At 71.9% G+C, this 12,003-nt stretch carries 8 protein-coding genes; all 8 read right to left on the reverse strand.

From position 1 onward, the window contains the following. Positions 1-44 precede the first annotated feature (44 nt). The 8 genes from MXD57_RS03540 to MXD57_RS03575 all read right to left on the reverse strand — a co-directional run bounded on the left by MXD57_RS03540 (position 45) and on the right by MXD57_RS03575 (position 11,631). Positions 45-1,748, reverse strand: coding sequence for a proline--tRNA ligase (locus tag MXD57_RS03540; RefSeq protein WP_250399782.1), 1,704 nt, complete (start codon positions 1,746-1,748; stop codon positions 45-47). Positions 1,749-1,858: 110 nt separating this feature from the next. Next, a complete protein-coding gene (locus MXD57_RS03545) occupies positions 1,859-2,392 on the reverse strand; it encodes a GNAT family N-acetyltransferase (protein ID WP_250399783.1) in 534 nt (177 codons plus the stop codon). A 20-nt stretch (positions 2,393-2,412) separates the two neighbouring features. Then, on the reverse strand, positions 2,413-3,261 hold the full coding sequence (locus tag MXD57_RS03550) for a GNAT family N-acetyltransferase (RefSeq protein ID WP_250399784.1): 849 nt from the start codon (positions 3,259-3,261) through the stop codon (positions 2,413-2,415). Positions 3,262-3,808: 547 nt separating this feature from the next. Further along, the gene (ispG, locus tag MXD57_RS03555; RefSeq protein ID WP_250399785.1) at positions 3,809-4,966 is read right to left on the reverse strand and encodes a flavodoxin-dependent (E)-4-hydroxy-3-methylbut-2-enyl-diphosphate synthase; all 1,158 of its coding nucleotides are present in this window, start codon (positions 4,964-4,966) and stop codon (positions 3,809-3,811) included. A gap of 263 nt (positions 4,967-5,229) precedes the next feature. After that, entirely contained in the window at positions 5,230-6,534 is a 1,305-nt protein-coding gene (locus MXD57_RS03560; RefSeq protein WP_250399786.1) for a M50 family metallopeptidase, read from the reverse strand. Then, positions 6,531-7,796, reverse strand: a complete 1,266-nt coding sequence (gene dxr / locus MXD57_RS03565; protein WP_250399787.1) for a 1-deoxy-D-xylulose-5-phosphate reductoisomerase — start codon at positions 7,794-7,796, stop codon at positions 6,531-6,533. The genes MXD57_RS03560 and dxr overlap by 4 nt, the downstream gene beginning before the upstream one ends. A 479-nt stretch (positions 7,797-8,275) precedes the next feature. Beyond that, a complete protein-coding gene (locus MXD57_RS03570; protein WP_250399788.1) occupies positions 8,276-10,213 on the reverse strand; it encodes an acyl-CoA dehydrogenase family protein in 1,938 nt (645 codons plus the stop codon). A gap of 944 nt (positions 10,214-11,157) precedes the next feature. Further along, positions 11,158-11,631 (reverse strand): hypothetical protein, encoded by a 474-nt coding sequence (locus tag MXD57_RS03575; RefSeq protein ID WP_250399789.1) that lies wholly within the window; start codon positions 11,629-11,631, stop codon positions 11,158-11,160. Positions 11,632-12,003 lie beyond the last annotated feature (372 nt).

The raw sequence follows: 12,003 nt of genomic DNA on the forward strand, positions 1-12,003 counted from the left end.
CGCCCCGCGTCCCGGGCGGGACGCGGGGCGCAGGGCCGCCGGTGTCAGGCGGACAGGCGGGCGACGGCGTCCTCGACGGACAGTTCCTCGCGCTCGCCGGTCTTGCGGTCCTTGAGCTCCAGCACGCCCTCGGCGGAGCGGCGGCCCGCCACCAGGATCTGCGGTACGCCGATCAGCTCGGCGTCGGTGAACTTCACGCCCGGGGAGACTCCGGCCCGGTCGTCCACCAGGACGCGCAGGCCGGCGGCCCGCAGCCGCTCCGCGACGTCGAGCGCCAGCTCGGTCTGCACCGCCTTGCCGGCGGCGACGACGTGCACGTCGGCCGGGGCGACCTCCTTGGGCCAGACCAGGCCGTGCTCGTCGGCGTGCTGCTCGGCGAGGGCGGCGACCGCGCGGGAGACGCCGACGCCGTAGGAGCCCATGGTCACGCGGACCGGCTTGCCGTTCTGGCCGAGGACGTCCAGCTTGAGGGCGTCGGTGTACTTGCGGCCGAGCTGGAAGATGTGGCCGATCTCGATGGCGCGGTCCAGCTTCAGGCCGGTGCCGCACCTCGGGCAGGGGTCGCCCTCGCGCACCACCACGACGTCCACGTACTCGTCGACCTCGAAGTCACGGCCGGCGACGACGTTCCGGGCGTGCGTGTGCTCCTTGTTGGCGCCGGTGATCCAGGCGGTGCCGGGGGCCACGCGCGGGTCGGCGAGGTACTTGACCTTGTCGCCCAGTCCCTGCGGGCCGACGTAGCCGCGCACCAGGTCGGGGCGGCCCGCGAAGTCCGACTCGGTGACCATCTCGACGACCGCCGGGGCGAAGTGCTCCTCCAGCTTGCCGAGGTCCACCTCGCGGTCGCCGGGGACGCCGACGGCGACGATCTCGCCGTCCACCTTGACCAGCAGGTTCTTCAGGGTGGCCGAGGCGGGGACCCCGAGGGAGGCGGCGAGGGTCTCGATGGTCGGGGTGTCGGGGGTCGGGATCTCCTCGAGCGCGGGGAGGCCGGAGCCGTCCACCGGCTTCAGCTCGTAGGTGATCGCCTCCGTGTTGGCGGCGAAGTCGCAGTTCGGGCAGTCGGCGAAGGTGTCCTCGCCGGCATCGGCCGGGGCGAGGAACTCCTCGGACTTCGAGCCCCCCATGGCGCCGGCGGTGGCCGCGCAGATGCGGTAGTCGAGGCCTAGCCGGTCGAAGATGTTCTGGTAGGCCTGGCGGTGCAGGGCGTAGGACTTCGCCAGGCCCTCGTCCTCGAGGTCGAAGGAGTACGAGTCCTTCATCAGGAACTCGCGGCCGCGCAGGATGCCGGCGCGGGGGCGGGCCTCGTCACGGAACTTGGACTGGATCTGGTAGAGGATCACCGGCAGGTCCTTGTAGGACGTGCACTGGTCCTTGACCAGCAGGGTGAAGATCTCCTCGTGGGTCGGGCCGAGGAGGTAGTCGCCGCCCTTGCGGTCCTTCAGCCGGAACAGTTCCTGGCCGTACTCGTCCCAGCGGCCGGTCGCGTCGTAGGGCTCGCGCGGCAGCAGGGCGGGCAGGGAGACCTCCTGGCCGCCGATGGCGTCCATCTCCTCGCGCACGATCCGCTCCACGTTGGCCAGGACCTTCTTGCCGAGCGGCAGCCAGGACCAGATGCCGGCGGCGGTGCGGCGGACGTAGCCCGCCCGGACGAGGAGCTTGTGGCTGAGGACCTCGGCGTCCGCCGGGTCGTCGCGCAGCGTCTTCACCATCAACTGGGACATGCGCTGGACCGGTGCGTTCGCCATGGTTGTCGTACTCCTGCCGGATGGGGGTCCCCCCGCTCGGGCGCGGCCACGAGAGGGGAAGGGTTATGGCATAGGAGGTTAGCCGGGCGGGCTGCGCCGGTGGAAATCGGTTAGGCCCTGCGCAGCGGCAGGGGGGCGCCCATCACGGCGTACGGCTTGGCGGCGCTCGGGAAGTGCACCTGGCGGGCGAGGTCGACGTAGCCGAGGGAGTGGTAAAGGCCGCGGGCGGGGCTCTCGGTGTCGATCGCGGACAGGATCGAGCGGGGTTCGCGGGCGCCGTCGGTGAGGGTGGTGATCAGCCGGCGGCCGACGCCCCGGTTCTGGTGGTCGGGGTGGACGTGCAGCTCGGTGATGACGAAGGAGTCGTCCAGCCAGAACTCGTTCCGCCCGGCGCGCAGGTAGGGCTCCACGACGGTGGACCACCAGTGGCCGCGGGAGTTGGGCATGCCGTAGACGAAACCCACCAGGTGGCCCTGCGCGGTCGTCGCCCCCAGGGCCCGGGCGCCCGGGTACTGCATGTGGCGCTGGACGATCTGACGGCGTACGGCGACCTCCTCCGGGCCCAGCCCGAAGGCGAGGGCCTGGACGGACAGGGCCTCGTCGACGTGGGCTGCGAGGTCCAGGGGGCCGATCACGAGGTCCATGCCGGGAGGGTACAGGGGCCTCAGAAGAGGATGCTCATGAAGGCGCCCACCTCTTGGAAGCCCACCCGGCGGTACGTGCGCCGGGCCGCGGTGTTGAAGTCGTTCACGTAGAGGCTGACCACGGGCGCCACGTCGGCCAGGGCGTAGCGCAGCACCGCCGCCATGCCGGGCGCCGCCAGGCCCCGGCCCCGGTACTCGGGGGCGACCCACACACCCTGGATCTGGCAGGCCTGGGGGGTCGCCGCGCCGATCTCCGCCTTGAAGACGACGTTGCCGTGCTCGTCGAGGCGGGCGAAGGAGCGGCCGGAGCCGACCAGCTCGGCCACCCGGGCCTGGTACAGCAGGCCGCCGTCCCCGGCCAGCGGGGACACCCCCACCTCCTCGGTGAACATCGCCACGCACGCCGGCATGATCGTCTCCATCTCGTCCTTGCGGATGCGACGGACGTAGGGGTCCGGGGCGATGTCCTCGGGCATGCGGTCGGTGACCATCAGGGGCTGCTGGGCGCGGACCTCGCGGGCCGGGCCCCAGTTCGGTTCGAGCAGGCGCCAGAGCTGGGCGGTGGGGTCGGCGGGTCCCACGATGGAGGAGCAGCGGCGGCCGGCCCTGCGGGCACGGTCGGCGAAGGCGCGCACGGCGCGCGGGGTGGCGCAGATGGGGACGAGGTTGGCCCCGGCGTAGCAGAGGGACGTGAGCATGCCGTCCTCGTACCAGCCCCACATCTCGCCGCCGAGCCGCCACGGGTCGAGGCCCGCGACCTGCACCCGGGAGGTGACGAAGGCGTTCGCGACCGGCTCGCGGTGGAGAACGGCGAGCGCGGCGTCAAGGTCGCTCGGTTCGAGCACCCGGGAGGTGGTCTGGGTCAACACGGGCGGGGCCTCACGCTGGGGTTCTGCTGATCTCCGCACTGTACCTGCGGATTCCTGGCCGCGCCGCCCCCCGGTACCGGGCCCGGGCGGGCAGGGTCCGGGCGGGCAGGGTCCGGGCGGCGGCACGCCGTCGCGGGACACGGAGCGGCCCGCGGGCGAGGGCGGAGATGTCACAGGCAGCCGGCTTCCGGACGGCGGCGGCACCCGTTGGGCGCGGTTCCGGAACGCGGTGCCGTGACGGGGGAGGCGGCGGGGCGGGCCGCACGGGCGCCCGCGCCTCGCTCTCCGGCCCGGTGGCCTCCGAACCGGCCGGCCCCGCCGGGGCCGGGCCCGCGTCCGGTCGTGGTGGGAGTCCGCGGGGTCCCGGGGGCGGGGCAGGTCGGGGCTGCCCCGGTGCCCCGCCGCCTTCGCGCCGCCCGGGCAGCCGGACGCTCCGGGCCGGTCCCGCCCCGGAGGCGTCCGGCGGGACGTTCCGGCGCGGAGACCGGCGCGGGGCGTGCGGGAGGAGCGAGCGGACCGGCGCTCTCCGGGCCGGCCGGCGTGGGGTTCAGCCCGCCACCGAGATCTCGGGCTCGCCGGAGGCCACGCCGTCGGCCTCCATGGCCTCGGCGAGCTTCATGGCCTCCTCGATGAGGGTCTCCACGATCTTGGACTCCGGGACGGTCTTGATGACCTCGCCCTTGACGAAGATCTGGCCCTTGCCGTTGCCGGAGGCGACGCCGAGGTCGGCCTCGCGGGCCTCGCCGGGGCCGTTGACGACGCAGCCCATGACGGCGACGCGGAGCGGGACCTCCATGCCGGTCAGTCCGGCGGTGACCTCTTCGGCGAGCTTGTAGACGTCGACCTGGGCGCGGCCGCAGGACGGGCAGGAGACGATCTCCAGGCCGCGCTGCTTGAGGTTCAGGGACTCCAGGATCTGGTTGCCGACCTTGACCTCCTCCACCGGGGGCGCGGACAGCGAGACGCGGATGGTGTCGCCGATGCCCTGGGACAGCAGGGCACCGAACGCCACGGCCGACTTGATCGTGCCCTGGAAGGCCGGGCCCGCCTCGGTGACACCGAGGTGCAGCGGGTAGTCGCACTGGGCGGCGAGCTGCTTGTAGGCCTCGATCATCACGACCGGGTCGTTGTGCTTGACCGAGATCTTGATGTCGCGGAAGTCGTGCTCCTCGAACAGGGACGCCTCCCACAGCGCGCTCTCGACCAGCGCCTCCGGGGTGGCCTTGCCGTACTTCTGCAGCAGCCGCCGGTCCAGCGAGCCCGCGTTGACGCCGATCCGGATCGGGGTGCCGTGGTCCTTCGCGGCCCGCGCGATCTCCTTGACCTTGTCGTCGAACTGCTTGATGTTGCCGGGGTTGACACGGACCGCGGCGCAGCCCGCCTCGATGGCGGCGAAGACGTACTTGGGCTGGAAGTGGATGTCCGCGATCACCGGGATCTGCGACTTGCGGGCGATGGTCGCCAGGGCGTCGGCGTCGTCCTGCGTGGGGCAGGCGACCCGGACGATCTGGCAGCCGGACGCGGTCAGCTCGGCGATCTGCTGCAGGGTCGCACCCACGTCGGACGTACGGGTCGTGGTCATCGACTGGACCGAGACGGGCGCGTCTCCGCCGACCGCCACGCTGCCGACCTGGATCTGCCGGCTCTTCCGGCGCTCGGCGAGCTTGGTCGGAACGGACGGCATGCCGAGAGAAATCGCAGTCATCTGCTGTGCAACCCCAAGTCGTGGATCAACATCCGGTCCCGTGATCGGCGGGCTCCAGACTTCGAGATTACGGCACGGGCGCGGGCACGAGCACCTCCCACCCGGCAAACACGCTCAATGGGACGCGGCCCGGAACACGGTGTCCCGGGCCGCCCTCCGGCGTCCGGTGGCCGGGGCCGCGCCGGCCGGGGCCGCCCCGTCGCAAGCCCTCGACCGACGCGGCCCCGGTGCCGTGACGGGCACGGGTTCACCGGCTCGCGGCGCTAGGAGATCTTCACCGGGTTCACGACGTCCGCGATCAAGACCAGGATCGTGAAGCAGACGAAGATGCCCGCCACCACGTACGCCACGGGCATCAGCTTCGCCACGTCGAAGGGGCCCGGGTCCGGGCGGCGCAGCACACGGGCCACGCCGCGCCGCAGCGACTCCCACAGGGCGCCCGCGATGTGCCCGCCGTCGAGCGGCAGCAGCGGCAGCATGTTGAACAGGAACAGGGAGAGGTTGAACCCGGCGACCACGAACACGGCCATGGCGAGCTGCTGCGAGGCCGGGATGTCCAGCGTGGCGATCTCGCCGGTGACCCGGGCCGCGCCGACGATGCCCATCGGGGAGTCCGGTTCGCGGGGGCCGTCGCCGAAGGCGGCGTCCCACAGGGCGGGGATCTTGCCGGGCAGGGCGACGAGCGAGTCGACGGCGTCGCCCACGCGGTCGGTCATCCAGGTCACGGACTGGCCGAAGTCCTGTTTGACGACGCCGGTGGCGGAGCTGAAGCCGAGGAAGCCCGCCTTGACGTACTCGCCCTGGACGTAGGTGCCGCTGGAGTCCTTCCTGGCGACCTGGTTCGTGGCGATCTTCGCGTGCAGGGTGAGCTGCCGGCCGTCGCGGTCGACGACGATCGCGACGTCCTTGCCGGCGCTGTCCCGGATGAGGTCGGACAGCGTGTTCCAGTCCCTGGTCGGCGTGCCGGCGAAGGTGACGATGCGGTCGCCGTTCTTCATGCCGGCGGCCGCCGCCGGGGAGGCGGGGTCGGACTTCTTGCAGGTGTCGCGGTTCTCGCTCTGCGCGATGACGCAGGGTGAGACGGAGGCGACGGTGGTGGTCTGCTGCTGGATGCCGAAGCCCATCAGCACGGTGAGGAACAGCCCGATCGCGAGCACCAGGTTCATGAACGGGCCCGCGAACATGACGATGACGCGCTTCCACGGCTTGCGCGTGTAGAACATGCGCGTCTCGTCGCCCTCCTTCAGTTCCTCGAAGGCGGCGGAGCGGGCGTCCTCGATCATGCCGCGCCACGGGGACGTGGAGCGGGCCGAGACCCGGCCGGCGTCGTCGGGCGGGAACATGCCGATCATGCGGATGTAGCCGCCGAGCGGGACGGCCTTGATGCCGTACTCGGTCTCGCCCTTGGTACGCGACCAGATGGTCGGGCCGAATCCGACCATGTACTGCGGGACACGGATGCCGAAGAGCTTGGCCGTGGACAGGTGCCCCAGCTCGTGCCACGCGATGGAGACGAGCAGGCCGACCGCGAAGACCACTATGCCGAGGATGAACATCAAGGTCGTCATGCACGCGCCTCCGCGGTCCGGTCTGTCAGTTCGCGGGCCCGGGCCCGGGCCCAGGTCTCCGCTTCGAGGACGTCCGACACGGTCAGTGAGGTTCCCGTGACCGGGGTGCCGTGCTCCTCCACCACCCGGGTGACGGTCTCCATGATCCCGTTGAAGGGCAGTGCGCCGCTGCGGAAGGCCTCGACGCATTCCTCGTTGGCGGCATTGAACACCGCCGGGGCGGTGCCCGCGAGCCGCCCCACGTGGCGGGCGAGGTTCACCGAGGGGAAGGCCTCGTTGTCGAGCGGGAAGAACTCCCACGTGGAGGCCTTGCTCCAGTCGAAGGCGGGCGCCGCGTCCGGGACGCGTTCGGGCCAGCCCAGACCGATGGCGATGGGCCCGCGCATGTCGGGGGGCGTCGCCTGGGCGATCGTGGATCCGTCGGTGAACTCGACCATCGAATGAACATACGACTGCGGATGCACGACGACCTCAATGAGGTCGAAGGGAATGTCGTAGAGCAGGTGCGCCTCGATGACTTCGAGGCCCTTGTTGACGAGGGTCGCCGAGTTGATCGTGATCACCGGGCCCATCGCCCAGGTGGGGTGCGCGAGGGCGTCCTCGACGGTGACGTTCGCCAACTCCGCCCTCGTCCGGCCGCGGAACGGGCCGCCGGACGCGGTCACGACGAGCTTGCGCACGTCGGCTCGGGTACCGGAGGCGAGGGCCTGGAAGAGGGCGGCGTGCTCGGAGTCGACCGGGATGATCTGCCCGGGCTTGGCGAGCGCCTTGACCAGCGGGCCCCCGACGATCAGCGACTCCTTGTTGGCGAGCGCGAGGGTGCGGCCCGCCTCCAGGGCGGCCAGGGTGGGCGCGAGGCCGATGGAGCCGGTGATGCCGTTCAGCACGGTGTGGCAGTCGGAGGCGGCGACGTGGGTGGCCGCGTCCGGTCCGGCGAGGATCTCGGGCAGCGGCTCCGAGGCGCCGTAGAGCCCGGTCAGCGCCTCACGCAGGGCCGGCACCGCGGCCTGGCGGGCGACCGCGACGGTCCGCGCCCGCAGGCGGTGCGCCTGCTCCGCGAGCAGCGCCGGGCGGGCGCCGTTCGCGGAGAGGGCGGTGACCCGGAAGCGGTCGGGATGGCGCAGCACGAGGTCGATGGCCTGGGTTCCGATGGACCCGGTGGAGCCGAGGATCACCACGTCCTTGGGGCCGTCTCCCGCGAGCGGGTCGTACACGAGGTGCGGGTCGGCGAGGGGCGCGGGGCTGGCGGGACTGTCGGTCATCCCCCCATTGTCGCCGCAAGCCGCGGCCGTCCCGACAGGGCTCCCCCTCGAAAGTCCGCGTCACCGGTTTTCGTCGGCGGATGGGCCGGTCAGTCCCCCTCGCGTCCTCGCGTCTCCTTGTCCTCGCGTCTCCTTGTCCTCGCGTCTCCTTGTCCCCGTGCCCCTGGTGCGGGGCCGGCGTGCGGGGCGTGCGTGCCGGGAACGTCAACGGCGCGCCCGCGGGCACCGCCGGACCGGGTGAACCGGGGGGGGCGCGGCCACGGCCGAGGCGCGGGGCGGCGGGGCCGCCGAGGACACGACCAGCACGCCGCCCGGGTGCACCACGGCGTTCAGGGGAGGGCCGGCCCCGGGCCGCGGGTGACCGCCCGCCGTTCGCCCCCACGAGGCGGGGTTCACCCCGAAGGACACGGGCTGGAACCGCGTCCCGGACCGGGCACCTGGGCTCGGGAGCCCGGGCGGCCGGTCCGGGACGGTTGTGTTCAGGCGCCGTAGGGGCGCCGCTCGTTCGGCCGCGCGGACGGTCCGGGGGTCGCGTCGGCGATCCACGGGCCGTCCCCGGACGGGTCGATGACCCCCTCCTCGAGCCAGGTGTAGGCGCCGCCGAGGACCCCCTTGACCACCTTGTGGTCGAGGTCGTCGGTGTTGGCCCACAGGCGGCCGAAGAGTTCCTCGACCCGGATGCGGGCCTGCCGGCAGAAGGCGTCGGCGAGCTGGTAGGCCTCGCGGCCGTGCTCGCCCTCGCCGCGCAGCCGCTCGGCGCGGACGCAGGCCGCGCTCATCGCGAACAGTTCGGCGCCGATGTCCACGATCCGGCCGAGGAAGCCCTGCTTGGTCTCCATCCGGCCCTGCCAGCGGGACATGGCGTAGAAGGTGGAGCGGGCCAGCTTGCGGGCGTGCCGCTCGACGTAGCGCAGATGGCCGGAGAGGTCGACCTCGCGCTTGAACTCGCCGTACGAGGACGGGAGCTGTCCGGGGCCGGCGACCAGCCTCGGCAGCCACTTGGCGTAGAAGACACCGGCGTTCGCGCCGGCCTTCGCCTTGTCCGAGAGGGTCTTCTCGGGGTCGATGAGGTCACCCGCGACCGAGAGGTGGGCGTCGACGGCCTCACGGGCGATCAGCAGGTGCATGATCTCCGTGGAGCCCTCGAAGATGCGGTTGATGCGCAGGTCGCGCAGCATCTGCTCGGCGGGGACGGCCCGCTCGCCGCGCGCCTTCAGGGACTCGGCGGTCTCGTAGCCGCGCCCGCCGCGGATCTGGACCAGTTCGTCGGCCATCAGCCAGGCCATCTCGGAGCCGTAGAGCTTGGCGAGGGCGGCCTCGATGCGGATGTCGTTGCGGTCCTCGTCGGCCATCTGCGAGGACAGGTCGAGCACGGCCTCCAGGGCGAAGGTGGTGGCCGCGATGAAGCTGATCTTGGAGCCGACGGCCTCGTGCAGCGCGACCGGCTTGCCCCACTGCTCCCGCTCCGCCGCCCACTCCCGGGCGATCTTCAGGCACCACTTGCCCGCCCCGGCGCACATCGCGGGCAGCGACAGCCGGCCGGTGTTGAGGGTGGTGAGCGCGATCTTGAGGCCCGCGCCCTCCGGCCCGATGCGGTTGGCGGCGGGCACCCGGACCCGGTGGAAGCGGGTGACACCGTTCTCGATGCCGCGCAGCCCCATGAAGGCGTTGCGGTTCTCCACGGTGACGCCCTCGGCCGTGGCCTCCACCACGAAGGCGGTGATGCCGCCCTTGCGGCCCTCGGACTTCGGCACCCGGGCCATGACGACGAGCAGGTCGGCGACGACTCCGTTGGTGGTCCACAGCTTGACCCCGTCGATGACGTAGTCGTCGCCGTCGGGCACGGCCGTGGTGGCCAGGCGTGCCGGGTCGGAGCCGACGTCCGGCTCGGTGAGCAGGAAGGCGGAGATGTCGGTGCGGGCGCAGCGGGGCAGGAAGGCGTCCTTCTGCTCCTGGGTGCCGAAGATCTTCAGCGGCTGCGGTACGCCGATCGACTGGTGGGCGGAGAGCAGGGCGCCGACCGCGGGGCTGGCGGAGCCGGCCAGGGCCAGCGCCTTGTTGTAGTAGAGCTGGGTCAGACCGAGACCGCCGTACTTCGGGTCGATCTTCATGCCCAGGGCGCCGATCTCCTTCAGGCCCGTGATGACCTCGTCGGGGATGCGGGCCTCGCGTTCGATGCGGGCGGAGTCGACCGTCGACTCGCAGAAGGCGCGCAGTTCATCCAGGAACTCCTCGCCCCGTCGCACGGACTCGGCGTCGGGGAGCGGATGGGGGTGGATGAGGTCGAGCCGGAAGCGGCCGAGGAACAGTTCCTTGGCGAAACTCGGCTTGTGCCAGTCCTGTTCCCGCGCGGCCTCCGCCACCTGGCGGGCCTCGCGTTCGGTGACGTTGGTTCGTTGGGTGGTGGGGGCGGACATTGAGGCTCACCTCGCCGCGAAGAGGGATCATTGGGGGTCGTCCGTTACCGACCGGTGCTACTGGATCGTTGGTACCCGAAACGGGCCGACCCCACCACCCCTCGCGCGCCGTTCAGGTGGAACGGCCGCCGCGGGCCGGTGACGGCGAGAGCGACGGCCCGCGGGAGCCGGCCGGGCCGTGCGTTCCGTGCGGCCCGCTCCCCGCGGCCCTGGCGGGCGCTCCGCCGGAGACCACCGGGGGCCGTGCCCGGAGGGAGGGAGCGTCGCGACCCCGCGAGGCCGGTCCGGTCCGAACGGGGGGGTCCAGGAGAAGTGAGCCGGCCGGAGCCCTCGCACACTGGCACCCGCCGTGCCCCGCCGACCTGCCAAAACGCCGTGACCTGCGCGGACTGCCGCGCGTTCCGCCGTGCCTCCGCGAACTCCGCCGTCCGGCCACGCGGACCGCGTTCGTGTGGTGGCCGCCGCACCGGTGGAGCACCTCGGTCGGCCTCCGGCGAGAGGCCCGTGGGAGACCGGGCCCGGTCTGTTGCTGCTCCGCGCCGCGACTCGCCGCGACTCGCCGGGCCGGGCAGAGCGGAGCCTGCGGTGCGTGGGGACGTCGCGGTGTCGACGGGGCCGAGGACGGTGCCCGGGTCCACGGGCTCGGCCATCCCGGACCGGGCAGGGCGGCGGGCGAGCCGGATCGGGCGCGGACAGGCCGACGGCAGTACGCCTCCCGTCGATCGGGAGGCGTACGAGCAGCGCGACACCGTCGGGAGGCGCAGGAGGCGCATGGCCCCTTTGAGGCCGTGGCGCGGCATCGTCACCCGCTACGCGAGGACCGGGGCCCCATCCAGTTGACCGGACCCCGTGTCGTGGGAGGCTTCCGCCGGCCCGCCCGCTGATTCAACGAAACCGCCGGAGCACCCGTTGCGTTCGGCGCGCCGCGCGGTGGCTGCTGCCGCTCAGGCGCACTCGGACGAGCTGCTGCCGACGTAGAAGACGTATCCGCCCGACCAGTTGACGAGGTTCGACGTACCGGCCTCGTTCTTCATGAGCGCGGAGATGCCGACACAGCGTCCGCCGACCGCCTGGGTGCTGCTGTACACGGGGCCCGCGTATTGCGAGAAGGTGCCGTGGTCCCGGTCACCAGCCGCCTTGTTGTCGCCCGGCCAGATCCGCAGATCCATGTAGTTGGCCGCGCCACCCGTGTTGTTGTCGAGAATCGCGCAGGCACTGTCGCCCTTCATGTAGAAGAAGAGCGTCGCATAGCGCTTGCTGGCGCTGGGCAGGGCCTTGGCGTCGGCGAACTCGTAGCCGCTGCCGCACACGGTCGCGGATGCGGCGGCCGCCGGCGTGCTGGGTACTGCGACACCCATGGCCGCGACGGCCGAAGCCGCGACGCCGAGGCGCATCAAGTTCTTGCCAAGCGAAGACATATATCCCCCAGGATTTGATTGTTGTGCGTGGTCGACTGCACAAATGCACCATGACTCTAGTCACCGGGATTCCCCGCGGCCAACGGATACGGTCCGCGGCGGTCGGGGCGGGAGCGCAAAGAGTGATCAGCCGATCCGTGCGCTCGCGATTTTTCCTCGAAACCCCGTTATGCACCCTTTTTGGCAGCAACTCTCCGTGGCAATCCGGGATTGTGCTGTGCGCCACAGTCGTGCGGTCTCCGCTCCGCACAAACGACTGAAACCCTTAAATGCCCCGAAAATGGCCGGTACGCGATAATCGCAGACCGCATGGATTCGGGCTCGGCAGGTCGGTGGCCGCCTGGGGGGGGGGACGGCGTGGCCTGCTGGGTC

The organism is Streptomyces cellostaticus, from assembly GCF_023630175.1.
Classification (GTDB): Bacteria; Actinomycetota; Actinomycetes; order Streptomycetales; family Streptomycetaceae; genus Streptomyces; species Streptomyces cellostaticus_A.

Bases quoted from the DNA above. Each gene is read 5' to 3' on its own strand.
- MXD57_RS03540 (WP_250399782.1), bottom strand. From the start codon at position 1,748: ATGGCGAACGCACCGGTCCAGCGCATGTCCCAGTTGATGGTGAAGACG.
- MXD57_RS03545 (WP_250399783.1), bottom strand. From the start codon at position 2,392: ATGGACCTCGTGATCGGCCCCCTGGACCTCGCAGCCCACGTCGACGAG.
- ispG (WP_250399785.1), bottom strand. From the start codon at position 4,966: ATGACTGCGATTTCTCTCGGCATGCCGTCCGTTCCGACCAAGCTCGCC.
- MXD57_RS03560 (WP_250399786.1), bottom strand. From the start codon at position 6,534: ATGACGACCTTGATGTTCATCCTCGGCATAGTGGTCTTCGCGGTCGGC.
- dxr (WP_250399787.1), bottom strand. From the start codon at position 7,796: ATGACCGACAGTCCCGCCAGCCCCGCGCCCCTCGCCGACCCGCACCTC.
- MXD57_RS03570 (WP_250399788.1), bottom strand. From the start codon at position 10,213: ATGTCCGCCCCCACCACCCAACGAACCAACGTCACCGAACGCGAGGCC.
- MXD57_RS03575 (WP_250399789.1), bottom strand. From the start codon at position 11,631: ATGTCTTCGCTTGGCAAGAACTTGATGCGCCTCGGCGTCGCGGCTTCG.